This window comes from Moraxella tetraodonis (assembly GCF_022359095.1).
Taxonomy (GTDB): domain Bacteria; phylum Pseudomonadota; class Gammaproteobacteria; order Pseudomonadales; family Moraxellaceae; genus Faucicola; species Faucicola tetraodonis.
Genome location: NZ_JACSYB010000001.1, coordinates 1,887,611 through 1,913,113 on the forward strand (window position 1 = coordinate 1,887,611; position 25,503 = coordinate 1,913,113).

General features: G+C 43.9%; 24 protein-coding genes. 2 read left to right on the top strand and 22 right to left on the bottom strand.

What is annotated here, in order from left to right; translation table 11 throughout:
- Positions 1 to 9: 9 nt before the first annotated feature.
- From H9W84_RS08260 to H9W84_RS08335, 16 genes are all read right to left on the bottom strand, one after another.
- Positions 10 to 1,806: an FTR1 family iron permease gene (locus H9W84_RS08260; RefSeq protein WP_239742960.1), complete on the bottom strand. Its 1,797-nt coding sequence runs from the start codon at positions 1,804 to 1,806 to the stop codon at positions 10 to 12.
- Between the two features lie 106 nt (positions 1,807 to 1,912).
- On the bottom strand, positions 1,913 to 3,253 hold the full coding sequence (gene efeB / locus H9W84_RS08265; RefSeq protein ID WP_239742961.1) for an iron uptake transporter deferrochelatase/peroxidase subunit: 1,341 nt from the start codon (positions 3,251 to 3,253) through the stop codon (positions 1,913 to 1,915).
- A 79-nt stretch (positions 3,254 to 3,332) separates the two neighbouring features.
- Positions 3,333 to 4,235 carry an iron uptake system protein EfeO gene (gene efeO / locus H9W84_RS08270; RefSeq protein WP_239742964.1) on the bottom strand — a complete coding sequence of 301 codons (903 nt, stop codon included), beginning with the start codon at positions 4,233 to 4,235 and terminating at the stop codon, positions 3,333 to 3,335.
- A gap of 203 nt (positions 4,236 to 4,438) precedes the next feature.
- Positions 4,439 to 5,194 (bottom strand): phosphate ABC transporter ATP-binding protein PstB, encoded by a 756-nt coding sequence (pstB, locus tag H9W84_RS08275; RefSeq protein WP_159375112.1) that lies wholly within the window; start codon positions 5,192 to 5,194, stop codon positions 4,439 to 4,441.
- A 61-nt stretch (positions 5,195 to 5,255) separates the two neighbouring features.
- Positions 5,256 to 6,125, bottom strand: a complete 870-nt coding sequence (pstA, locus tag H9W84_RS08280; protein WP_188874750.1) for a phosphate ABC transporter permease PstA — start codon at positions 6,123 to 6,125, stop codon at positions 5,256 to 5,258.
- Positions 6,126 to 6,142: 17 nt separating this feature from the next.
- Entirely contained in the window at positions 6,143 to 7,093 is a 951-nt protein-coding gene (gene pstC / locus H9W84_RS08285) for a phosphate ABC transporter permease subunit PstC (RefSeq protein ID WP_096489239.1), read from the bottom strand.
- A gap of 140 nt (positions 7,094 to 7,233) precedes the next feature.
- On the bottom strand, positions 7,234 to 8,394 hold the full coding sequence (gene pstS / locus H9W84_RS08290; RefSeq protein WP_050324751.1) for a phosphate ABC transporter substrate-binding protein PstS: 1,161 nt from the start codon (positions 8,392 to 8,394) through the stop codon (positions 7,234 to 7,236).
- Positions 8,395 to 8,776: 382 nt separating this feature from the next.
- Positions 8,777 to 9,139 (bottom strand): fluoride efflux transporter CrcB, encoded by a 363-nt coding sequence (gene crcB / locus H9W84_RS08295; RefSeq protein ID WP_239742966.1) that lies wholly within the window; start codon positions 9,137 to 9,139, stop codon positions 8,777 to 8,779.
- Positions 9,140 to 9,158: 19 nt separating this feature from the next.
- On the bottom strand, positions 9,159 to 10,220 hold the full coding sequence (gene tsaD / locus H9W84_RS08300; protein ID WP_239742968.1) for a tRNA (adenosine(37)-N6)-threonylcarbamoyltransferase complex transferase subunit TsaD: 1,062 nt from the start codon (positions 10,218 to 10,220) through the stop codon (positions 9,159 to 9,161).
- Between the two features lie 50 nt (positions 10,221 to 10,270).
- On the bottom strand, positions 10,271 to 10,843 hold the full coding sequence (locus H9W84_RS08305; RefSeq protein WP_239742971.1) for a hypothetical protein: 573 nt from the start codon (positions 10,841 to 10,843) through the stop codon (positions 10,271 to 10,273).
- A 57-nt stretch (positions 10,844 to 10,900) separates the two neighbouring features.
- Positions 10,901 to 11,626 (bottom strand): ABC transporter permease, encoded by a 726-nt coding sequence (locus H9W84_RS08310; protein WP_096489243.1) that lies wholly within the window; start codon positions 11,624 to 11,626, stop codon positions 10,901 to 10,903.
- Positions 11,627 to 11,637: 11 nt separating this feature from the next.
- Positions 11,638 to 12,357: an ABC transporter permease gene (locus H9W84_RS08315; protein WP_007117180.1), complete on the bottom strand. Its 720-nt coding sequence runs from the start codon at positions 12,355 to 12,357 to the stop codon at positions 11,638 to 11,640.
- Positions 12,358 to 12,586: 229 nt separating this feature from the next.
- Complete coding sequence (locus tag H9W84_RS08320) at positions 12,587 to 13,510, bottom strand: transporter substrate-binding domain-containing protein (RefSeq protein WP_239742974.1); 924 nt, start codon at positions 13,508 to 13,510, stop codon at positions 12,587 to 12,589.
- 89 nt (positions 13,511 to 13,599) lie between these two features.
- Positions 13,600 to 14,406, bottom strand: coding sequence for an ABC transporter substrate-binding protein (locus H9W84_RS08325; protein WP_239742976.1), 807 nt, complete (start codon positions 14,404 to 14,406; stop codon positions 13,600 to 13,602).
- Between the two features lie 76 nt (positions 14,407 to 14,482).
- Positions 14,483 to 15,289, bottom strand: coding sequence for a transporter substrate-binding domain-containing protein (locus H9W84_RS08330; protein ID WP_239742979.1), 807 nt, complete (start codon positions 15,287 to 15,289; stop codon positions 14,483 to 14,485).
- Positions 15,290 to 15,544: 255 nt separating this feature from the next.
- Positions 15,545 to 16,339 (bottom strand): ABC transporter ATP-binding protein, encoded by a 795-nt coding sequence (locus H9W84_RS08335; RefSeq protein ID WP_186303395.1) that lies wholly within the window; start codon positions 16,337 to 16,339, stop codon positions 15,545 to 15,547.
- A gap of 231 nt (positions 16,340 to 16,570) precedes the next feature.
- Between H9W84_RS08335 and H9W84_RS08340 the strand changes: the two genes are divergently transcribed.
- The gene (locus H9W84_RS08340) at positions 16,571 to 17,866 is read left to right on the top strand and encodes a glutamate-5-semialdehyde dehydrogenase (protein ID WP_420846655.1); all 1,296 of its coding nucleotides are present in this window, start codon (positions 16,571 to 16,573) and stop codon (positions 17,864 to 17,866) included.
- Between the two features lie 77 nt (positions 17,867 to 17,943).
- Here H9W84_RS08340 and H9W84_RS08345 read toward each other — a convergent pair whose 3' ends face one another.
- The 3 genes from H9W84_RS08345 to H9W84_RS08355 form a co-directional block, all read right to left on the bottom strand.
- On the bottom strand, positions 17,944 to 19,047 hold the full coding sequence (locus H9W84_RS08345) for an RNA-guided endonuclease InsQ/TnpB family protein (RefSeq protein WP_050324743.1): 1,104 nt from the start codon (positions 19,045 to 19,047) through the stop codon (positions 17,944 to 17,946).
- A gap of 116 nt (positions 19,048 to 19,163) precedes the next feature.
- Positions 19,164 to 19,688 carry an META domain-containing protein gene (locus H9W84_RS08350; RefSeq protein WP_239742982.1) on the bottom strand — a complete coding sequence of 175 codons (525 nt, stop codon included), beginning with the start codon at positions 19,686 to 19,688 and terminating at the stop codon, positions 19,164 to 19,166.
- A gap of 98 nt (positions 19,689 to 19,786) precedes the next feature.
- Positions 19,787 to 20,413, bottom strand: coding sequence for a GNAT family N-acetyltransferase (locus H9W84_RS08355; RefSeq protein WP_239742983.1), 627 nt, complete (start codon positions 20,411 to 20,413; stop codon positions 19,787 to 19,789).
- Positions 20,414 to 20,750: 337 nt separating this feature from the next.
- Between H9W84_RS08355 and truD the strand changes: the two genes are divergently transcribed.
- Positions 20,751 to 21,839 carry a tRNA pseudouridine(13) synthase TruD gene (truD, locus tag H9W84_RS08360; protein WP_239742986.1) on the top strand — a complete coding sequence of 363 codons (1,089 nt, stop codon included), beginning with the start codon at positions 20,751 to 20,753 and terminating at the stop codon, positions 21,837 to 21,839.
- A gap of 36 nt (positions 21,840 to 21,875) precedes the next feature.
- Here the strand turns inward: truD and H9W84_RS08365 are convergent, their stop codons facing one another.
- From H9W84_RS08365 to H9W84_RS08375, 3 genes are all read right to left on the bottom strand, one after another.
- Complete coding sequence (locus tag H9W84_RS08365; protein WP_239742988.1) at positions 21,876 to 23,225, bottom strand: GGDEF domain-containing protein; 1,350 nt, start codon at positions 23,223 to 23,225, stop codon at positions 21,876 to 21,878.
- A 351-nt stretch (positions 23,226 to 23,576) separates the two neighbouring features.
- A complete protein-coding gene (locus tag H9W84_RS08370; protein WP_007117192.1) occupies positions 23,577 to 24,101 on the bottom strand; it encodes a C40 family peptidase in 525 nt (174 codons plus the stop codon).
- 425 nt (positions 24,102 to 24,526) lie between these two features.
- Positions 24,527 to 25,252: a YggS family pyridoxal phosphate-dependent enzyme gene (locus H9W84_RS08375; RefSeq protein WP_239742989.1), complete on the bottom strand. Its 726-nt coding sequence runs from the start codon at positions 25,250 to 25,252 to the stop codon at positions 24,527 to 24,529.
- Between the last annotated feature and the right edge of the window lie 251 nt (positions 25,253 to 25,503).

A 25,503-nucleotide genomic window follows, 5' to 3' on the forward strand; every position in this document is an offset into this window, starting at 1 on the left:
GATTAAAGGTTATGCCAATGCAGCCGTTTGCTGACGTTGATGGTTTTTCATCCAAAGATTGATACCGATAAGGATAATAATATAGCCGATTTGTGCCAAAAATGTCTGTAGTGTTGGGTAAAATCCTAGCCATTCAATCGCTGGCAAGCCGCTCATGGCAGTCATCGGTAGATACCCTGTCAATTGCAGCGCGTGCAAACTAACGCCTAAAATCTTAAAGCCCAGTAAGTAAATCACCCAAGTTAATAGTTTAAATAACTGTGGAATCGGTAATTTAACCGAGGTTTTTAGCATCACCCAAGCCACTGCTGCCAGTGCTACAAGCGCCAAACCAATCCCGGTTAAAAAATTACTCATGCTGATATTGGGTAATATACCGACGTAAAACAATATGGTCTCTGCGCCTTCTCGAAACACGGATAAAAAGCTCAATCCAAATAACGACACAAAGCTACCTGCCGTCATGGCTTGTCCCATATGACGCTTGATATAAGCATTCCATGATTGGACGGATGATTTGCTATGCAGCCACGCGCCAATGCCAATCATCATAATCACCGCAACGATGCCTATCACCCCTTCAAACATCTCACGATTTGCGGCAGAAGTCACCGCAGGGAATAGTAGCTGTAATGCCATCGCGCCTGCGATACTGGCAAGTAAGCCAAAAGCCACACCAGCATACACCCATTTTTTGGCTTTGACTTGTTTGGCAGCGGTTAAAGCCGATAACAGCGAGATGACAATCAATAAGGCTTCCAACCCTTCTCGAAGCAAAATCAGCATCGAGTCAACCGCGGTATATTGGGCTGTTGGATTGATTGCTGCCAATTCATTGATAATCGATTGCAGTGTTTGCTGCTGTTTAGGGTCTTGCCCCTTCGCCATCGCTAGCGGAATTTGACTTTCCACCCGATTATATAAACTGGGGTTACGCGTGCTGACATCGCCTTCCACCATTGGCCAAATACTAATAAACTCGCCTAACTTGGCTTGACCAGTCGCTTCATCGTTTGTTTTAAACGCCTGTAAACCATCGCGCAGTAACTGGATACTATCCGCCAAGGTGACAGTTTGTGTGGTTTGTACAGCAGCTACGTCACCCTTGTTATAACTGTCAATGGCATCTTTTAGGGCGGCAGATTGGGTTTTGATTTGCGCCATATTGATGGGTTGGGTTTCAATTGCCACTCGCATCAGCGCCATGGATGTTTCGATTTTGCCGTAGTGCCCCATACTGGTATTGCGCACGACCCGCTCATTACCTAGCCAAACTGCATTAAACTGGTTGTAAGCCGCCCGTAATGCTTCGACATCTGTCGCTGCTGCACCTTGTATGACTTGATTAAGATTGTCATACGCCGGTACCATTTTTTTGGCAAACTCTTTTCGCTTACCGCTGTAATCTACAGGATTTTGTTCTTTTTCAAAAGCATATAATGCATTTGACACGGCTGATAAATTGGCTTCTGTGGGGTTGCTGATGGCTTGCCCAATCGCTTGGCTTGCCTGTTGCCCAAGCGTGGAATTTTTTGCCGTTGCATCAATGGCATCAAAGGCTGTTTGAATTTGCACAAGGGTGTCCTTGGCTTTCGGGGTATCATTGGCTTTAATCGCCGCCATCGCGTCTGATAGGTTGATAAAAATAGGGCTTAAATTCAACTTTTTGCTGGCTGGTTGACTGGCTTGCGTCGCTATCTGTGCACTTGCAGGCATTGGTTGCTGCGCTTGTAAGCCTTGAGTGGTGATGAGCAGCGAACTTGCTAGGCCAAAACTTAGCAAGGTTTTTTGAGTGATGTTTATCATGAGTAGCTTTTTAACCGTCTGTTTTTAAGCGTGTTTTTTGAACCGCCTATTTTTAAGCGTGTGTTTTGAACCGTCTATTTTAAGTGATGGATGTTGCATTTGAACCTTAAGCTTCAAATAATGCTTGTCCAATATAGCCACCCTGCGGAATACCACCGAAGCAAGCAAATAAGCCACTGCCAATGTGGGTGGTGTATTCATTCATTTTATCAAGACGACCTAGGGCATTTTGGATGATGGTAAATTGCTCGGGCGATTTCTGAAATGAAATAAACAGCAGCCCTGAATCAAACTGCCCAGTGGCTGGGTTAATGCCGCTACTGTAAGAATACGAACGGCGTAGCATTTCCACGCCTGTGCGTTTTGCCAGTCCCACGTGGGAATTTTCAGGTATCACTGCTTTACCCTGCGCGTCTTTGGCATTCACATCAAAGGTGTCAAATTCGCCTTTTTGTCCAATCGCCGCGCCGCTATCACGATGTCGACCAAAGGTGTCTTCTTGACCCTTAAGTGAGGTGCGATCCCAAGTTTCAAGATGCATTTGGATGACACGGGTGACCAAATAAGTGCCGCCTTTCATCCAATCAGGCGCATCCGCCCATAAGTTTTTGTCCACAGCTTTGATGGTGCTTTGGTTGGCAGTGCCGTCTTTAAAACCGAATAAATTACGCGGCGTTTGATTGCCGGTATCAAACCCAACAAAACCTGACTGACTCCAACGCATGGTGATATTAGAACGCGCTTGCCGAACCAGTTGCCGTACCGCATGGAACGCCACTTGGGCATCTTCGGCGCAGGCTTGAATACAGATATCACCCCCCGTCAAATTTTCTCGTAATTGATCGCGCGGGAACTTGGGCAAGTCTTGGAATTCTTTGGGCTGCTTATGGGTAAGTCCCATTTTTTTTAGAAAACTTGGGCTAATCCCAAAGGTCAACGTCAATCCGTACGCGCCCATACTGTCTGCTTCGCCTGTGTCGGTTGGGGGCACAAACGGGTTCTTTTCATACGCTTTGATGTTTTTACCTTGCGTCAAATTGGCCGCATAGGTTGTCCAGTCTTTGAACATCTGTTTGACATCATCAAGCTTATCGGTATGTAAATCCATCACCAAAAAATAAATATTACGCTGTGACGGCGTGGTAATGCCTGCTTGGTGTTCGCCATAAAAATCATATTTGACATCCGCAAAACTATTTTTGGTAGTATTGGCATCACTACCGGCATGTTTAGGATTTTCGTTTTTATCGCTATCTTTGGACTGATTGCCATCTAAAGCTTGCAAGTTAGGTAAGTTTTCGCTTGGTTTTTGCTGACAGGCCGACACGGCTAAACCTGCGCCTGCGACACTGAGCGCACCAAATTGGCGTAAAAAACTGCGACGATTTGACGTTTTTAATCCCACCCCTGTTTCTTGCGCTTGCTTATCTAATTTACTATGTTTCATACTGCCCCTAACACCGTACTGACCTTTTTATGCCACCCTAAAACCGTAAAGTGAAGCAATTTTTTGCTTCACCTTTGACTTATTGCAATACAATGCCCATCTGCGCTAAGGGTTCACCAAGTTTATTCACCGCCTCAGCTAGCGCTTTGGTATCTGCAGGGGTTAGCTCTTTATAGGATTTATAATCTTGTTGCCCGACTTGGTGCTTGGCAAGTAGTTGGTTGACTGCGCCAAATTTTTGCTCAAGCTCCGTGACTAACGCCGGGTTTTTGGCTTGGATTTTTGGTTTTAAAATGGCAAATATTTTCTCGGCGCCTTCAATATTGGCTTTAAAATCATACAAGTCTGTGTGCGAGAAAATTTCTTCTTCGCCGGTGATTTTGCTTGTTGATACTTCATTGAGCAAATCTACTGAACCTTGTACCATCAAGTCGCCTGTGACCTCTGCCGTTGGAATTTTGGCGTGCAATTCTTTGACATCTGCAATCAGTTGTTTACCCAGTTTTTCAGTGCCTTTGGTGGTATTTTGTGTCCACAAGATTTTTTCAATCGCATGGAACCCTGTCCATACTTCATTGGGCTCAAGGTCGGCTTCACGGTTGTCGATACGTGGGTCAAGGTCGCCAAAACTTTCAGCAATCGGCTCTGAGCGCTCATAATACATGCGTACTTTTGGGTATAACGCCTTCGCCTCTTCTAATTTACCCGCTTCGAGCAGTGCGACAAATTTTTGGGTATCGGCGAGCAAGCTATCAATTTGGGTTTGTACCCAAGCTTTGTATTCCGCCGTTTCTTTACTCAAATCAACTGAGCTCTGCGCCGACGCTGTGACTGCAGAAGCATTGCTCGTTGCAGGCGCTGTTGCGGCACTACTTGCAGCAGCTGCTACGTCGGTTTTTTGCTCGGTTTTTTGGCAAGCCGTCAAGAGTAATGCAGATATCGTCAGGGGTAATATTGATAAAGTAAAAGTACGGCTCAACATAAAACATCCTTAAAAGTAAACACCAATAAATAATAAAAAAAATAATGACAATTTGCGAATTATAGTGTAAATGAGAATCGTTATCAATATTTATTTTGCTTTGATTGCGCTTAGAAGTTTAAGCAAAAAAATACCCCGCACCAGCGAGGTAGCGAGGTATTGTGATTGGCTATGACGCGCAGATCGCCTAATAACAAAATAGCCTAGCCGAATTTACCGGTGATGTATTCTTCAGTTTCTTTACGGTCTGGGTTGGTGAACATTTTATCAGTATCCCCCATTTCCATCATTTCGCCCAAGTACATAAACGCGGTATAGTCAGACACCCGTGCCGCTTGCTGCATGTTGTGGGTGACGATGGCGATGGTGTAATCATTTTTTAGGTCTGAAATCAAATCTTCAATTGAGCCTGTTGAAATAGGGTCAAGGGCCGAGGTGGGTTCATCTAGTAGCAATACTTCAGGACGGGTTGCCACACCGCGGGCGATACACAGACGCTGCTGCTGACCACCGGACAATGACAGACCCGATGCTTTAAGTTTATCTTTGACTTCATTCCATAGTGCCGATTTTTTGAGCGCCCATTCAACGCGCTCGTCTAGCTCAGCACGGCTTAAGCTTTCGTACAGACGCACACCAAATGCCACGTTGTCATAAATTGACATCGGAAATGGCGTTGGTTTTTGGAATACCATACCCACGCGAGCACGCAGCAAGTTGACGTCCACCGATTTATCCAAGATGTTTTGTCCATCTAGGTTAATTTCACCCGTGGCACTCATGCCTGGGTATAGGTCATACATACGGTTGAAGGTACGCAGTAACGTTGATTTACCACAACCTGACGGTCCAATAAACGCGGTGACTTTTTTGTCAGCGATATCGATGTTGATATTTTTAAGGGCTAAAAATTTACCGTAATAAAACTGTAGATTACGAATTTGCATTTTTGCGGTCATGATGAATACCTTAATAAATTTTGTTTGATACTAGCAAATAGTTTTAATCTTCTATTGATCATCAATGTGATGATTGCTCTTTACCACTGAGCGCACGTGCCAAAATATTCAATGTTAATACTGCCAAGGTGATGAGTAACGCACCTGCCCAAGCCAATTGGTTTGAAATAGGGTATGGTTGGCTGGCGTATTGATAAATCACGTTTGGTAAGTTGGCAATGGGCTGACCCATATCGGTACTAAAGAATTGGTTATTGAGCGCGGTAAATAGTAATGGCGCGGTCTCACCCGAGATACGCGCAAATGCCAGTAAGATACCTGTTAACACCCCAGTTTTGGCAGCACGTAAAGTAACGGATGTTACCAGTTTCCATTTTGGCGTCCCTAACGCATAAGCCGCTTCACGCAATGTATTGGGGATTAGACGCAGCATATTTTCGGTGGTACGTACCACCACAGGAATAACCAATAGCGCTAAAGCCATTGCACCTGCCCAACCTGAGAAGTTACGACCTTGTACCATCAACGCAAAAATAAATAGACCAATCACAATCGAGGGTGCGGATAGCAAAATGTCGTTCATAAAACGGGTGACTTTACCAAGCCAGCTGTTTTCGGCAAATTCAGCAAGATAAATACCTGCCATGACACCAATCGGTGTGCCGACTACAAGCCCTAATCCTGTCACCATGATTGAGCCGATAATCGCATTGCGAAGACCACCGATTTCGTTTGGCGATGGGGTGTCTTGAGTAAAAATAGGCATGGTCAATAACGCATGCGAGCCTGATAAAAACAATTTGAATAAAATTAAGCCTAAGAAGGTCAAGCCAAATACAATGGACAAACCGGCGAATACCAGTCCTAAAGCATTGCTTAGACGGCGGCGTTTGTAAATGGCATTGTTACGATTCATGTTGGTAGTAGTCATAGTATTCCCCAGCGTCCTTATTTCGTACCCGCATTTTTATCCATACGACTGAGCATCAATTTTGAAATCACCAGTACAATAAAGGTAATGATAAATAGTAAGAAACCTAAGTGTAATAGCGATGATTGGTGCAAGCCTTCAGACTCTGCAAATTCATTTGCCAATGCCGAAGTGATTGACACCCCTGACTGGAACAAACTTGGACTGACATTATAAGCGTTACCAATAACAAAGGTGACTGCCATCGTTTCACCCAATGCGCGACCCAATCCCAAAATGATACCGCCCATCACACCGGCTTTGGTATAAGGCAACACCACGTATCGCATCACTTCCCAAGTGGTTGAACCCAAACCATAGGCAGATTCTTTAAGCATCTTTGGCGTAATGGAGAAAACGTCACGCATGACCGATGCAATAAACGGGATAATCATGACTGCCAAAATCAAACTTGCAGTGAACAGACCAATACCCATCGGCGCACCTTGGAATAAACGACCCACATAAGGCACATCCCCTAAATGGTCAATCAGCCAAGGCTGTACATGTTCTGAAAACCAAGGTGCAAATACGAAAAATCCCCACATACCATAAATAATTGAAGGGATACCCGCTAATAACTCAATGGCAATACCCAAAGGACGTTTTAAAAAATTTGGGCAAAGCTCGGTCAAAAACATGGCAATACCAAAACTTACAGGCACCGCAATCAAAATAGCAATGATAGAAGTCACTAGCGTACCATAGATTGGTGCGAGTGCGCCGTATACATCCATCCCTGTATCCCAGTCTTTACTGGTATAAAAGTTAATGCCAAACGCCTTCATACTTGGCAATGCACCAAGAAATAGTGAGATTAAGATACCACCTAACAACAACAGCACGATAAACGCAAAAAGACGAGTCGCGTTGACAAACAACCAGTCTAATTGTTTTTGCTTTGCGAGTTTTGCGTGTAAATCCGACATAAGAACCCAGCCATCAAAAAATAGTTTTAGTTTACTAATTCTAGAAATTTGAAAAAAAAACGTAGAGCATTAACTTGTTTATTGCTCTACGTATCGTTTGACATGCTTAACCCTGTTAACTGTTAACCATCATCATGAGATTATTTTGCCGCTGACGCAGTTGCTGTAGCAGCATCTGAGCTAAATAGTGGCTTACCATCAGCCCCTACAACTTTTTTCCACTCTTCACGGAAGATAGCTTTGCTTTCTGCTGAAAATGGTACAAAGTCCAATGATTTTGCTAGTTCATCACCGCTTGAATACGCCCAGTCAAAGAATTTAAGGGTATTTTTGACGTTTTCTGGGTTGGTTGGTTTAGTATGGATTAAGATGAATGTTGCCGCAGAGATTGGCCAGGCATTTGGGTCTGCTTGGTTAGTCAATACAATATTAAAGCCTGGGGTACCTTTCCAATCTGCATTACCCGCAGCGGCAAAGCTTTCAGCCGATGGTTGTACAAAGTTACCTGCTGCATTTTTCAACTGAGTATGCGACATTTTGTTTTGTTTTGCGTAAGCGTACTCAACATAACCGATAGAGTTTTTGGCACGAGCGACGTTACTTGCCACGCCTTCGTTACCTTTACCACCTGCACCTGTCGCAGCGGTTGGCCATTTAATGGATTTGTCTACACCTGGACCTGCTTTCCATTCTGGTGATACAGCCGCTAAGTAGCTTGCAAAGTTAAAGGTTGTACCTGAACCATCTGAACGGAAAATCGTCGTGATTGGCGCATCTGGTAGTGTGACGCCTGCGTTTAATGCGGTAATCGCTGGGTCATTCCATTTAGTGATTTTACCCAAGTAGATATTGGCAAGGGTGGCACCGTCTAGTTTTAATTGACCTGGTGCAACACCATCGATATTAACAACCGGTACAACCCCACCGATAACGGTTGGAAACTGGATTAAACCGCTTTTATCCAACTCTTCTTTGCTTAAAGGCGCATCCGACGCACCAAAGTCAACGGTATTGGCTTGGATTTGTTTGATACCACCTGATGAACCGATTGATTGGTAATTTACTTGACCGCCAGTGGCGTTTTTGAACTCACCTGCCCATTTAGCATAGATAGGTTGTGGAAAAGAGGCGCCTGCACCTGTGATAGTAAATACGGCGTTTTTATCGCTACCTGCCGCGCTTGTAGTCGCAGTGCTTGACGTCGCTGAGGCACCCGCTGCTTGATTGTCTGCTTGTTTGTTACCACAAGCGGTTAATGCTAACGTTGATGCTACAACAACACTTAATAATGAATAACGCATGGATAGCTCCTAAAAACATTTTTTGAGTTTACGATGAAACTGCCTGAATGAAATAAATGTCACGAACCGTACGATTTAACCTTTTTTGGCTATTTTCACTATGATAGGTCAAAGCTGATATCAATCAAAGTTGGCCGCTTCAGGTATCCTAATAATAACCATATTTCGGTTTGTATAAAAATTGTGTATATGATTACAAAGAAATGTGACAGTATCATGACAGTTTGATGGCTGACGGATGGCACACGCTGCTATAGGTGAGACGCGATAAGGGAATTTAAGATTAAATTCGCTTATCGATTCGCAAAGCCTTGAGCAGCTTTAGAACTTTTAGCATGAACAAGAAGTGAAAAGGTGAAAAAGTTAACAAGTTGAAAAGTTATCAATAATTTAACAATTTAAGACAATAAAAACCAATGGCAGTCGCAACCAAGGTTAAAAACACATGGACGCCAATCAAGGCTAAACCTTGCCATACCTTGCCGCTATTCAACAAAGTAAACACTTCGGCACTAAACGTACTAAACGTTGTCAGTCCCCCCAAAAACCCGGTGGTAATAAACAGTCGTAAGTTTGGGTGCATCTTTTGGGTGAGTATCAAGGCAAATCCCATCAACAGCCCGCCTAATACATTGGCAGATAGTGTGCCATAGGGCAACCAAGGATGTACGCTATTGATTCTGGCTAACCACCAGCGCAGCATTGCCCCCAATGCCGCCCCCAATCCTATCCACAGCCATGGCATCTTCAAGTCCTTGTGGTGGTTATGGTTTAGCTAGGTTGACAGCAGGCAGCGATGTCATATCCCAACGCGGCAAGCAGCTAACCGCTAGCTCATCGTGTTGACCGGCATTCAAGCGCTGCCACCCAGCGAAGGCAATCATGGCGCCATTGTCGGTACACAAGGCAGGCGGTGCATAATGCACAGTGGCATTGATTCTGGCTAATGCCTCGGCTAACGATTCTCGTAGTTGTTGATTGGCACTCACCCCGCCTGCGATTACTAGACGTTTCATGCCTGTTTGCTGCAAGGCTTTGACGCATTTTTTCACCAACGTATCGACCATCGCATATTGAAAACTTGCTGCAATATCGGCGCGCGTCTGGGCATGCTCAGGATTATGGCTATCGGTTGGATGGTCTTTAATCAAATTATGCACGGCGGTTTTCATACCACTAAAAGAAAAATCCAATCCTTTGCCGAGCATCGGGCGCGGTAATTCATAAGCTAACGGATTGCCTGTTTGCGCCAAGCGGGCAATATTAGGCCCACCAGGATAAGGCAACTCTAGCATTTTAGCGGCTTTATCAAAGCACTCGCCTGCAGCATCGTCTATCGACTCACCCAATATTTCATATTGCCCGATGCCTTTGACCGCCACCAACATGGTATGTCCACCCGACACCAGCAACGCGACAAACGGAAAATCGGGCGGATTGGCGCCTAATAGCGGCGCGAGTAAGTGTCCTTCCATGTGATGTACGCCAATCGCAGGAATATTAAGTGCCATCGCCAAACTGCGCCCAAACAATGCCCCAATCATCAACGCGCCCACCAGTCCAGGACCTTTGGTAAAGGCAATTGCATCGATATCGGTTTTGTTGAGTTGGCAGTCATCCAGCAGTTGCTGCAACAAGGGCACTAATTTACGGATATGATCGCGGCTTGCAAGTTCAGGGACTACCCCACCATATGTCGCATGTAGCGCGATTTGACTGTATAGCACTTGCCCGACCAAACCTTGATTGGGTTGGTGACGTTGGTCACTATCAAAAATGGCTAATCCCGTTTCATCGCAGGATGTTTCCAGTCCTAGCACACGCATGGTATTTCCTTAAACGATAAATAAACGTCAACATACCGATGGCAACTTAGTTATTTTTTGCCATCATTGATAATTTTGACAGGAATGGTTAACCCTTTGGCAAAGGGCTCGGCAAAGACATAAGTGTATTGACTCGGGGCAATTTGCTGGGTGGTATGAATGACAAACGCGCTGTTTTTACCGGCTGTGAGTTCATGTGACACATAGGCAGTACCCAGCTGGTCGAGCACTTTGGATAAGACTTCATTGACTGCCATACCCACCGTTAAATTGTAGCGGGAGGTTTCATTATCCACATGATACATCTCAGCATACGCTTTGACAGGCTCGCTATCGATCGCAAACGGGTATTTAAAGCTAGCTTTATCGACTGGCTTAACGCCCGAATCCACCAATGCCCAGTTGACTTGTTTGAGCACACCGTTTTGGGCGGTTTGGGAGGATACGGTACTGGCGACAGCTACACTGGCAACGTGATGCGGACTTTGAACGCTAGACACTGTGGCACTTACTGTGGCACTTGCTGTGCTGTTTTGCTGTGGCTTGTTATCACTGGCAGGTTGACAAGCCGAGAGTAACACCCCACCCATCAGCAAACTTGATGTTATAACTGCTTGTTTCATTGGCACGCCTCCAATACATCCAAACTCTTTATTTAGCTTAGCCTAACTTAGCCTAGCTTAGGCAGTGACGCCCCCATCACTGATGGGCTGATAAGAAAGATGACGATTGATGCGTTTTTCTGCCAATCGAAACATCCCAATCAATAGCCAAGACAATAACAAATAAATGATACCTGAGGCAAAGAACAACTCAAAAACGGTATAAGTTTTTGACATAATCGTCGTTGCCACACCGGTGATATCCATCAAAGTGATGGTCGATGCCAGCGCACTGCCTTTGAGCATAAAAATCACTTCATTGCCATAAGCCGGCAGCATGATGCCAAAGGCACGAGGAAAAATAATTCGGCGCAATTTTTGGCTATACGACATGCCAATGGCGTCGGCAGCTTCATTCTCGCCTTTGGGGATGGACTTGATAGCACCGCGGATGATTTCTGCGGTATAAGCTGCCGTATTGAGGGTAAAAGCGATGATAGCGCACCAAAATGGACTCGCTAACACACCCGATTTCCACAGCACAGACTCGGTCACCCATTTAAATTGTGACAAACCATAATAAATCAAAAAGATTTGCACCAGTAGCGGCGTACCACGAAAAAAGAAAATATATGCAAACGGCAATGCCTGCACCCAAGGTTTTTTCGACAGCCTAGCCAGTGCTAGCGGCACTGCCAACATAAACCCCAATAAACCCGACAACACCACAAGCTCAATGGTGATAATACTGCCTTGCAGCAGTTTTGGGATACTATCAATAATAATTTGCCAATTCCAGTTCATTGATGAATCCCCTATTTTGCCATGCCGATTTTTTGTAGGCGTTTTGCATAACGCTCTGCTGGGTTATTGACCCACTCTAGCCACATAATCACACCCGTGATGATGACGGTCAGACTCAAGTACAACAATGCTGCTGCCATATAAAAAGTAAACGGGCTTTGGGTGGAAGTCGCCGCCGTTTTAGCATGGCGCATGATATCTTCAAGCCCGACCACAGAAACCAACGCAGTATCTTTGAGCAGTACCAAAAACAAATTCCCCAGTCCTGGCAGTGCAATACGCCAGACTTGTGGCAACGTCACTCGCCAAAGGATTTGAAATTTTTTCATGCCAATCGCTTGCGCCGCTTCGGCTTGACCTTTTGGAATCTCTTGAAATGCCATACGAAAAGTTTCGGTCGCATACGCACCAAATGCCACAGACAGCGCCGTAACCCCCGCCCAAAACGGACTGACATCCACATATCCCGTATTGCCAAATTGCGATAGAATAAGACCCATCAACATCGAGCCGCCAAAGTAAATAAACATGACTGACAGCAGTTCTGGAATACCACGGATAATCGTGGTGTAAGCGGTGGCGATGGCGTTGAGCACTTTAAACCGTGACATCTTAGCAGTCGCGCCCAATAATCCCAAAATCAGCCCAATGACCAAACTAGTCAGTGCCAGTTTGATGGTGACCCAAGCACCACTTAATAATAGCTGCCCAAAACCTTGTAGATCTAACACAATATCGATACCCTGTCTTTTTAACTCTGTTTGTTGACCTATTACCCAAAAAATGCTTAAAACCCAGTTTCACCGTCGCCTAGACAAAAGGTGATAACGGATATAACCTTTTGCTTTGTTTTTTGCAGGGTGCAATTTTACGTGATTGCCCTATCAAAAACCATCAAAAAAACAAAAAACTGAGTGACTTTTCACCCAGTTTTTGACTAAACCCAAGCGCTTGGTTAAGTTACTTGCTGGTACTTGCCACAGTCGTCGTGGTCGTTGTGGTACTAGAGACCGTAACTGCCACGCTGCTTGCCGCCGCTGTTGTGGTGTTTGCACTGCCAAAATATTGATTATAGATTTTGTCATACGTGCCATTTGATTTTAACGTGGCTATCGCTTTGTTAAATTCTAAACGCAGTGGGTCGCCTTTACGCACGATAATACCCATTTTGTCATTGACATCAATTTCTTTACCTTTGATTTCAAAACCCTTACCTTCTGGCGTGGTCAGCCAATAAGCCGCCGGGGCTTTATCCGAAATCATCAGATCCGAACGCCCTGCTGCCAAGTCCATAAAAGCATTGTCCAAACCTTCATACAGGTTTAGCTGGGCTTTTGGGTGATTTTTTTCCATCCACTGGGTCGATAGCGTTGAACGCTGCGCCGCAACTGTATGGCTGTCAATTTGGGCAGGGTCATCCGGATTGATAGGACTACCTTGTTTGGTCAAAAATACCAACGTATTGGTAAAATAGGGGTCGGTAAAATCGACCTGCGCTTGACGTTCTGGGGTGATAGACATCGCATCAATTACCACGTCATATTTTTTTGCCATCAAGCCTGGTAATAAACCATCCCAATCTTGTGGCTTGATTTCACAGTTGGCTTTCATTTCTGCACATAAGGCCCGAATAAAATCCACATCAAAACCTGTCAAACTGCCATCCGCTTTGGTGATGCTAAAGGGTTTATAAGTGCCTTCAGTGGCGATGCGAATGGTTTTGCCAGCCATACTGCTCGATGTCTCTGTGCTGCTACTCACCGTTGTAGAAGCGGCTGTGCTATTCGCCGTCGTTGCCGCCGTTTTTTCTGCAGGTTTTTGACAACCCACCAGCGCTAGACCTGCCAATGCCAAGCTACCCAATAATGAAATATTTGCTTTCACCTGATACTCCTAATTTTTAACGTCTAACACATGACAATTTTTGCTTGTGAGTTGTAAGAAAACGAACACTTAATCAGTTATTTAACGGCTTATTTTGGCACATCTGCAAAATATTTTTGGCTGATTTTATCGTAAGTACCATTGGCTTTTAGCGCCGCCAGTGCGGTGTTGAATTTGCCAATCAATGGATCATTTTGACGAAGAGCAATGGCAATTTTGTCATCAATATTGATCGGTTGACCTTTGACTTCAAAGCCTTGACCTTTGGCAGTTTTTAACCATGATAAGGCTGGGGCACTATCAGAAATCATCAAATCTGTACGGCCCGATTCTAGGTCAAGATAGGCATTATCTTGGGTGTCATACAGTTTTGGGGTGGCTTTTGGGAAGTTTTTGGCTAAGTACTCAGCGGCAGTCGTTGAACGCTGCGCACCCACGGATTTGCCCGCTAGGTCATCAGCGCCTTTTTCTACCCCTTTTTTGCCAATCACAACGAGGTTATTGGTAAAGTATGGGTCGCTAAATGCCACCACTTGGCGACGCTCTGCGGTGTCTGACATGCCCGCCATGATGGCATTGTATTTTTGTGCTTGTAGCCCTGGAATGAGACCATCCCAATCTTGGGAAATCACTTCACATTTGAGTTTGGCTTCACTACATAACGCATCTGCCAAATCAATCTCAAAGCCGATTAATTTGCCATTGGCATCTTTATAACTAAAGGGGACAAAGCTTGATTCGGTAGCGATACGAATCTGTGGCATATCTGCGTTTGCTGCGGTGGTTGCGCTACTTGCTGCTGCCGTGTCTGCTTCTTTTTGGGCAGGTTTTTGACAGGCAGTTACCCCCATCAAAATGGCTAACGACGATACACCCAAAACCGATAACTGTTTCATAACAACACCTTTTGTCAAAATTTGAGGGTCACCCACATCTATTGTGTAAATTTTAAAACGATCGATACAACGTCAATTAATTACCAAAATGTTGCTTTTGTAATTTTGCCAACTCGCCATTACTTTGTAGTGCATCTAAGGCTTTATCAAATTCTGCTTTTAGTGGATCGCCTTTACGAATGGCCATTGCGATGTTGTCACCATTATCCATCTCACTGCCTACGAGTTGGTAGTTGCTGTTTTGTTTTAGCCATTCGCTAGCGGTTACTTTTTCAGACAGCACTGAATCGATACGACCTGATTTTAGGTCAATGTAGGCGTTGTCATAGTTGTCATACAATTTGATTTCGTTGGTTTTGCTCAGTTTATCTTGAAGGTACTGCGCCATGGTGGTTGAGCGTTGACCGCCAATTTTTAGCCCTGAAATCGCTTGTGGGTTGAATTTGCCACCTTTGGCAGCGACCCAAACCATGGTGTTTTTAAAATAAGGCGTGGTGAAATCCACTTGCGCCGAACGCTCTGGGGTAATTGACATACCCGCGGCAACCGCGTCGTATTTTCTCGCCATCAAGCCTGGCAAAATACCGTCCCAATCTTGCGCTACGATTTCGCAGTCGAGTTTCGCTTGGGCACACAAGGCTTTGGCAACATCCACGTCATAACCACCTAACGTGCCATCGGCATTGGTATAGTTAAATGGTTTGTAGGCGCCTTCAGTGGCAATACGAATTTTTTTGCCTGTGCTGGCACTGGCAGCGGGTTGGCTGGCGGCTGCACCTTCTGTTTTTTCAGCAGGTTTTTGACAGGCGGTTAATCCCATGCTAACTGCACATACCGTTGCCAAGGCGAGTTTTGAGTAGGTTGAATTCAAGGTTGATTGCATGGATGTTCCTTACAAATGAAATTTTTGAGTAAAAAGCGATTTAATATCAGGTTTCGCTTTCAGCGATTTCAATATTTAAAATCAATGCGACTAAAATCAATGCGAGTTTACAATTTAGTTAAAATTAACATAAATTAACATTTTTGCAAGTGAAAAACGTATTCAGCAACAATTAAATCAAATAAATTTTTTCTGATGCCTAAAACTACAAAACCGCCAATCGCATAGCAATTGACGGCTCATAGGTTGATTGAATTATTTTTGATGGCTTGCCATAAAGTCTTTTACCCGCGCTGATTGCGGGTTGTCAAATACCTGCTCGGGTGTGCCTATTTCTTCGATACGTCCCTCATGCAAGAACACCACTTGGCTTGATACATCGCGCGCAAAACGCATTTCATGGGTGACAATCAGCATGGTGCGACCTTCTTCAGCAAGCGATTTCATCACCGCTAATACTTCATTGACCAATTCTGGGTCGAGCGCAGAGGTTGGCTCATCAAATAGCAATACTTGGGGCTTCATCGCTAACGCACGAGCGATGGCGATACGCTGGCGTTGCCCACCCGATAAGTTTTCTGGGTAAGCGTCTTTTTTGTCCAGTAGTCCTACGCGTTTTAGTAGCACTTCGGCTTCACTGATGGCTTGGTCTTTGGCGATTTTTAGGACTTGGGTCGGCCCCTCAATGATGTTTTGCAAAATAGTCCGATGAGGCCATAGGTTAAAGTTTTGGAACACAAAGCCCATTTTTGAGCGAAACTGCTCAAGCTGACGTTGATTAGCGGCAACCAAATCCCCTGATTTATTCGGTTTTAATACCAATGCTTCACTGCCCAAGAAAACCTCCCCTTGTGAGGGGTTTTCAAGCAAATTTATACAGCGTAGCAAGGTGGATTTGCCCGAACCGCTGGAGCCCAGAATTGAGATGACATCGCCATCATAAGCGGTCAACGATACACCTTTTAATACTTCAAGCGATCCAAAGTTTTTGTGGATATTGTTAAGTTGCAAGGCTACAGGACGCTGTAAGTTTGGCATAGCATCTGACATGATATTCAATCCAAAATTTGACGATAGGTGGAAAAAAACTGTCTATTTTCGCTTAAAACGCTACTAAAACGCAACTTTTTCTCTCATTTAACTTTATTTTATGGCGCCGGTCTTTAGCGCTTGTTTTTAGATTGAGTCATAACCATTAATTTTTGTCTGTCAAAACTTTCTAAATTCCATTTTTGGATTGAAGTTGTTATGATGAAGCGATGATTATATTAGGGACTGACTATGCAAACCATGACTGATACCAAACATTATATGCAAACCGTGGGACGGCAAGCGCGCGCTGCTTCAGCAATTTTGGCAAAAGCAGACACCGCGCTCAAAAATAGCGCCCTACTCGCTATCTATGACGCCCTGCAACAAGCCAAATCACAGGTGTTGGCGGCCAATGCCACCGATATTCAAAACGGTCAACAAAAAGGACTGGATGACGCACTACTTGACCGATTGGCGCTCACCGATGCGCGTTTTGAAGGCATGTTACAAGGGCTAAAAGATGTCGCCATGTTACCTGACCCAATTGGCGAGGTCACGGATATGACCTTTCGTCCATCGGGTATTCAGCTAGGTAAAATGCGCGTGCCGCTGGGTGTGGTCGGGATGATTTATGAATCTCGCCCCAATGTGACCATTGAAGCTGCGTCTTTGGCATTAAAATCTGGCAATGCGATTATCCTACGTGGGGGGTCAGAAGCGTTTTATTCTAACCAAGCATTGGCTGCGTGTGTCAAACAAGGTTTACAAGCAGTTGGTTTGCCAGAGGCCGCAGTGCAAGTGGTCGAAACCACCGACCGCGCGGCAGTGGGGGAACTCATTACCATGAATCGCTATGTCGATGTGATTGTGCCGCGAGGTGGTAAAAGCCTAATTGAGCGTATCAGTAATGAAGCGCGCGTCCCTGTCATCAAGCATCTAGATGGTAACTGCCATACCTTTGTCGATCGCGATGCAAACTTGAGTATGGCAACCGATATTTGCGTCAATGCCAAAACTCACCGCTACGGCACTTGTAATACTATGGAAACGCTGCTGATTGATAGCCAAATCGCTGCGCAAGCCTTGCCGCCAATCGCCAGCGCCATTGTCGCTGCAGACAGTGCCATGCAATTACGCGGCTGTCCAAAAACCTTAGCCATCTTGAGCGATACCGCTGAATTAACCGCTCATCTGTCAGCGGCGAGTGAAGCAGATTGGGATACCGAATATTTGGCACCGATTTTGGCGATTAAAGTAGTCGCCGATATCGACGAAGCCATTGCCCATATCAATACCCATGGCTCACACCATACCGATGCGATTATCACCGAAAACTACTCAAAATCGTTAACATTCATGCGTGAAGTTGATTCTAGTAGCGTGATGGTCAATGCATCAACCCGCTTTGCCGATGGATTTGAATATGGTTTGGGTGCAGAGATTGGTATCTCTACCGATAAAATCCATGCGCGCGGCCCTGTGGGTCTTGAAGGTTTAACATCGCAAAAATGGATTGTGTTTGGGCATGGGGAAATCAGACAGTGACAGCTAAAACTTTTGGTAATCAAATGAATTGTTTTCACAAACCCACTTTAATTATTGGTATTGACTTCCTCCCCTCCCTAAAGTGAGGGGATTCCTGCTCCCAGACGGTCAAGCCCGACCGCAAGAATGTTCTTACTGGCATTAATATCTCTATCATGCCGTGTGTCACACTTTACACAAGTCCATTCTCTTATTCGCAAACCTGCTCTACCGCTCAAGCTACTGGACATATCGCCACAGCACGAGCAAGTTTGGGTAGTGTATCGTTCATTCACGATTTCAAAACGGCAACCTGCGTTCTCGCATTTATAGGTCAGTTGCCTTTTGAGTTCAAACCAACCTGCATCGTAAACCGACTTGGCTAGTTTGCCTTTTTTACTGTTAAACTGGGTGGTTTTAACGTCACCAACCACGATTAGGGCATTGTCCTTGACTAATTGGGTGGTGAATTTATGTATCAGGTCTTGGCGTGTGTTTTTGATTTTGGCATGGATTGCCTTTACATGCTGTTTGTTTTTGGCACGTTGGGCGGTGGCTAAATCTTTGGCATATTTTAACGTTTGCTTAATGGTGAGTTTGTCACCGCTTGAGGTAGTGGCACTGTCTTTTAAACCTAAATCTATGCCTACACTACCAGTTCCACAAGTGGTTTTAGGGTAGTCTTTAACGGTGATACACGCATACCAACGGTTACGGCTGTCTTGCACAATCTCGCAGGTGTTGATTTGGTAAAGCGATAGGTTGTAGCTGTCCCATAGGTCGATGATGAGTTTCTGCCCTTTGGCTAGACTTAGTTGCAGGGTTGATTTTAAGCCCTTTTTGCCTGTTTGGTGAGTGGCAATATGCTTAATAGCCGATTGTTTAAACGGTAGCCAGCCAAGCGATTTACGCTTGGCATTGGGGTTATTGGTTCGCCAGTTGAGTTTAGCCTTTTTGAATTGCTTACGGCTTTTAGCATGGGTTTCATTGATGGCTTGAATGGTTTGAGAGTGCAAGCCCAGTAATTCACCGCTACCTTTGGTGTATTCGTTCAAATCATAAGCTGAAAAGAATTTGCCTGTTTTTTGTAGATGTTTGTAACTCAAGTCATTGACGTAGTTCCATACGAAATTGACTGAACCGCTTAACTTATTAAGCTTTGCTGTATGTTTATCTCGTATGCGTAGCTTGAGTGTTTTCATGGGGTTATTTTAGCAAAATTTATGCAAGTATTATAGCGTGTAAGCATAGTTGCTTAAGTTGCCTTATATCCATTGCCTGAGGTCGGTGGTTTTACGGCAACGGAGGATAAAAACCATTATTTGGCAATCGCTTTATTGGCAATCGCTTTAAATAGACTGATTTGGCTCTTATCCGTCACCGTCAACATCAGTTCGCCTTTGCTATCTTGGGTCAGTTTAAATTGCCCTTGTAGTGTGGATGGCGCAGCGGCATCAAATGCCATGCGCGATTCTGGCAGACACATCATGCGCGTGGAAACGATATTTTTTATCAATACATTGTCATGGGTCAGGCTATAATTGCCCCACATGCGATTACAGGTATTGTCAAAGCTGACACGACCTTTATCAAAGCTGACCAATAGCGGCTTGGCTTGGTTAAATAATTCAAGTTTAGTGGGTTTACCCGACAAATCAGTCACCGAGACCAATTGCCAGCGATAATTTTGCAACGTGGCATCGGCTAACGGTAAGGTGACCGCTTGGGTCGGGTTCACGATCCCTAACTTACTATCCGCTATGGTTTGACAGCCTGTCATTGCCAGCGTTCCTGCTATCAAGCAACCTAGCGCTAGTGAATAGGTTTTGGCACATTTTTTCATCATAATTTCCTTTTTGTTTAAAATTATTGTGTAAAAAATTATTGCAACCATTATATAAAATGCCCTTAAGACTTTATTGCTAAGCATGACGATTATTGTTATTCAATTGTATTACTAGATTTGACGGACGCTTCATTTGCTTGAATGGGTTTTTGCAAAAACTCTAAAAATACATCATCGCGCTTGGGGTCGCCATTGTTGCCGTCTCTTGGAAATGCCATCTTCTCCCCTGTCAGTAGATAACCCCGGCGCTGATAATAACTTAACAGCTCTGGTCTATGGCTTAAAATCGACATGGACAAATGGGTTAAAGGTAAATAGGTTAAGTTTTTGGCGTGAGCGTGTCTGATAGCAAACGTTTCTACCGCAGACAACATCGTGTCACCAATGCCTCTACCTTGCACAGCAGGATGAACCGCAAAAGTGCCAATATACGCCGCTGGCTGATGGTTAATGGGTGAGAAATCCACAGAAATACACCCGAGCAAATCATCGCTATCGTGCGGATTTTCAAACACAAACAGATAAATGTTCGGGTTTTCTATCAGGGCTGTCATTTCCTCAGTCGTGGTACGAATCCCACCAATTAAAGCAGCTTCATTGGTCCAACCTTCATCTGAGCGGTAACAGCGATTGAGCAAAGTTACCAAATTTTCGACGTCTTGTTGCGTGGCAACGCGTAATTGCACGGCGTTTTTATCGATATCGCTATCAGGGTTTTTCATGTTTTTTCTCTTTTTATGCTCACATTGGCTAAACATAGGATGCGTTAAACATTTTGCCAAGTCAGCTGACCGATTTTGCCACCCAATGCACCCAACCCACCTAAAATAAGCACTGTTACTTTATTGAAGATCACTTGATTGAATGTTACTTTATTGGCAATTGCTTTGGCATTCAAGCCGTATTTGACGTCATTGTTGTTGCCGTCATATTTTTAACCTATTAGCTTAAGACAATAAAGCATGGTTATAATAAAGCGCTGCTGTAATCGAATCTGTAATCGAGATGGTTTATCAATCATCCGTTTGTTAAAATAAACCTTTTACAAGTAATACTAGCATGCCAAAACTGCCTTCACCCTATACCCCTACGATTCAATCGGCGATTTATAAACAACAACCCACTGATTTTATTGTCCATGAAAAACTTGGCATTGAATGCAGACATACAGGCGAACATCTTTGGCTTCATATTCAAAAAACCCGTATGAATACCAATTTTGTGGCAAAGTTGCTGTCACAATGGGCAGGCATCCCACTCAAGGATGTGGGATACTCGGGGCTCAAAGATCGTCATGCGCTGACGACGCAGTGGTTTAGTCTTCGCTTGCCAAAAAAAATTGCCCCTGAACAAAACTTTGAGCAATTTGTCCAGACCAAATCAGCTAGCGATGAAACGCTAGAAATACTGGCACAGCATTGGCATCATAAAAAACTGGGTCGCGGTACTCATGAGGCCAATCAGTTTATCATCACCTTACGCAATGTGGTAGGTGAGAAAGCCGCCATCGAGCAACAACTTGCGACTATCAAAACACAAGGTGTTCCCAATTATTTTGGCGAGCAGCGCTTTGGGCAAGATGCCAATAATATTGACGCCGCTATCGAACTATTTACCCATCATACAATTAGGGGTAAAAAAATTCATCGCAAATTTGACCAAGATAAAATCAGTCTGTATCTGTCGGCAGCGCGTAGTGAATTATTCAATGCCATCTTGGCAAAACGTATCGCATTGGGCATCTGGAACCAACCGCTTGATGGTGATGTGATGAATTTGGCGGGTTCGAACAGTATTTTTGTGGCACAGCATATAGATGATACCATGCTATCAAGGCTACAAAGTGGCGATATTAATTTGACTGCACCGATGTGGGGCGCAGGTGAGCTAAAAAGTAGTGGTAAGGTTAACGCATTAGAACTATCAGTCATCACTGACAATCCCATTTATCAGCAGCTAAGTCAAGGTCTGATTGAGTTTGGTTTAAAGCAGCAGCGCCGCTCCCTGCGTATGCTGCCCAGTAACTTACAATGGGTTTGGCAAGACGGTGAGACATTGGTGTTAGATTTTGAATTACCGGCAGGCAGTTTTGCAACGACCATTATTGACACGCTTGTTGCAAGCTCGGTACTCACCACTGAATTATGAAGGCTGGGTTATAGAAGCTAAATTATAAAGGCTAAGTTATGAAGGCTGATTGCTTTGCGTCATCAATAAATAACATTGACCTTTGACCACACAGTTGCGACCATTGGCTTTGGCTTGCTGCATTGCCAAATCGGAGAATTTGATAATGCGCTCAAGGGCGGGCGGCAGTGCAGGCATGGTTGGTAAACTATGCATATACTCGCGCATATATTCGATAAAACCGCGATTATCAATCGCACGCTCGCTATCTCCCCTATGATTTTGATAAAGGCTGGCAATACCTAGGCTTGCGGTAAATTGAATTTCTGTATCAAAGATGCCATATCTCACCACTTGCTTTTCAAAAGCCTGGCGCAGCTGCTCTGCCATATCGTAGGCTTGCTCAATCCCCATATTTGGCAAGATGATGCAAAATTCTTCCCCACCCACGCGTCCAAACATCGTCCCTGTCGGTAAGAAGTTTTTTAAGGTATTCGCGGTACAAATCAACGTCGCATCACCCGCATCATGACCATATTTGTCATTGATATGTTTAAATTTGTCCAAATCAATATAAATCACACTAAGCGTATGCCAATCGCTTTTACGTTGCCATAAATAACTCAAAAAACTATAAATGGTACGCCGATTGGCAATATTGGTGAGCGCATCAGCTTCTAGCAAATCATAAATCTTGCGGCGCTGAAAGTTCATGACTTTCATGCCCTGCAAAATACAATACAGCGTGACTGTTGCCTTGGCGGTTACCAAAAAGCTAAAAGACAATCCCCAAAGCCAATGACTACGCGCTGCTAAACTTGGATACAACCTAGGCAGCAATTGCCACCAATTCATGCTATTACTCATATTAAAAATAAATAACGCAACAATACAACTGACAAATGACACCCAGACCAGTCGCCATCTTAATAGCACCATCCCAAGACCGGTGGCACTAATCAGCATTACACCTTCAAGCGCACTGTTGTTGCCAATCCAGACGATAAAAAGATTTTCATAAATCAAATAGATGATTACAAAAAAGATTTGGTACTCTCGCCAAAGTCTTGACTGTTCAGGAATGCGGGTAATGACCCATAGTGAATACCCGCAAAACAACACCATCGCCAGTCCCAAATAGGTGATATTTATCATCAAGCTGCGATTAAAAATTTGATTGAACGTCTGAGCAAAAGGAAAGATATCTATGGGCAATGTGATGACAAGAACTGTCGCATACCAAATTAAATGAAAAAATGTCTCAACCAACGCCAATATAATAAACAGCATGAATTTATTGGTATCGTTGACTCTTGGCGAATTGATATATAGCGAAGGTTTAAAGCTAAAAAATTTTAGCGTTTGCTGCAATTGTTCTTTAAAGCTTGGCAAGGCGGTTTGGGTCATAGGATTATTGCAAAATCAATAAATCTATTAAAAAAGGGCGTCACGCATTAAACAAATCAACAGCGATGTCAGTCATTGTCGTTCATTGATTAGTTTTAGTCGTTTGCAGTTAACTTACCCTAAAGATTATATAAGGTATTGTTGCTTCATTCTAATACTTTATTAATAACCAAAGGGTAAATGTTTAATTTTTTTTAATGAGTCTTGACTTATCTATTTTTATCAAAATTTCCTCGACCAAATAAAAAAGGTAAGCCTAAGCTTACCTTAATCTACAGTTTACAGCATTTTAACTTGATTGGTTGATTTAACCTGATTGTTTAACATTCATCGTGACGTTGTCAATTGAACTTAAGCGTCCAAGACACGACGTGCTGTCACGAATTTGTTTGCCCAATAGCCAGAATCTAAACTTGTAATAGAAATGCTTTTGCCGGTTGATGGGGAATGAATAAAACGACCTTCACCGATATACATGCCCACATGAGAGATACGACCACCACCCTGAGAGAAAAACACCATATCGCCTGGCTTTAACTCATTACGGCTAATACGTTCACCCACTTGCGCCATGCTGCTTGAGGTACGTGGCAGATTGATGTTAGCGGTTTGTTTATAAACATATTGCATAAAGCCGCTACAGTCAAAACCACTCGTTGGGCTGGTACCACCAAAACGATATGGCAAGCCGATAAAGTTTTTGGCTTTTGCAATGAGACTATCTACTTTTGAGCCACCCTCTGGGTTTTCAGAAACGCTTGAGTTAAAGCTACCAAAATATTCTGTGATACCATTGTCGGCATTGGCAGCGGTTGGGGCTACGCTTAACAAGACACAAGGTAGAGCGGTTAATAAAGTTTTTTGAAGAAAGTTCATAGGGCTTTAATCCGTTCAGAACTTTTATCCGTATATGGGCTATATCACAATTGATTGCTAGAAGCTAAAAAGTTGATATACGGATAAAAATTACATAACTATTGTACTGGTTACATTCTGTAAAACAACGCCATCATACCAATAAAGTTTTTTGAATGTAGATATCTTTTTTCCATAAAATGTTAAAAAATATTACAATGTAAGCTAATTTGCTTACAGAAAGCCTATAGAAAGTATACAGCAATAATTGTGTAAGAAAATCGTTGATTTAACACACCATTGGGTTAAATCAACGCCTATTACTCTGTATTTATTTTGGTGTCATGTAAAAAAAGCAGGGTCAATATGTAACTGACCCTGCTTCATTGTTGAGTAAAAAATGATAAAAATCGTTAAATTGCTGTCTTTTTACCCCATCATTCGCACTAATCTCTCGCCCCAAAAATGGCGGTGCCAATACGAACGATGGTGGCGCCCGCGGCAATGGCTTGTTCAATATCGCCGCTCATGCCCATTGACAAAGTATCCCACTGCTCAGGATGTGCATGATATCGCTTGTTTTGCTCAAATAATTGCTGGATTTTGACAAAGGCAGCGGCTGAATTTTTGGCAGGGATAATCATCAGTCCGCGTAATTGCAAGTTGGGCAGTTGACTAATATGTGTCACCAATTCGGGTAACTGGTCTGGCTGGCAGCCTGATTTACTGGCTTCATCGTCAATATTGACTTCGATACAGATATTGAGTGGCGGAAGGTGTTCACCCCTTTGCCCATTGAGACGCTGGGCAATAATTAAGCGATCGACCCCATGCACCCAATCAAAATGCGCTGCCAACTCTTTGGTCTTGTTACGCTGGATATGACCGATATAATGCCACACCAATGGCTGCTCGTTGGCAGTAACGTCTTTGAGTGCGGCAATTTTTGCCACCGCTTCTTGCACATAGTTTTCACCAAAATCTTGCTGACCTTGCTGCGCTAAGGTGCGAATCATCCAGCTGGGTTTGGTTTTGGATACCGCAAGCAGTTTGACAGTTGGATTGAGTCTAGCAACGTCAGTTTTCACCTGTTGCCAACGCGCTATCAAGGCTTGGTTTTCAGCATCTGTTGCGATTGTCGCCGATGGCTGCTGTGCGTCGAATGTTTGCATGGTTAACTTTTCCTGTTGATAGTGGACTGGCTTGATGGCTACCGGGTTAAGGTAACGTTTTTTTTGCACTTGTGTGCCCAATTTTCCAATTGAGTTTAACATAAGCTAAAATCAACAAAAAACTATGACCCCTAGTCAGTTTTTTCTGTTTTTTTTGTGGACGTATGATTATAGTATAGCTATCTTTTTTTCCCGCGGCTTTTTTCTATTGCTGCTTTTGTATTTTCATTACCCACCTGTAGGATTCGCTA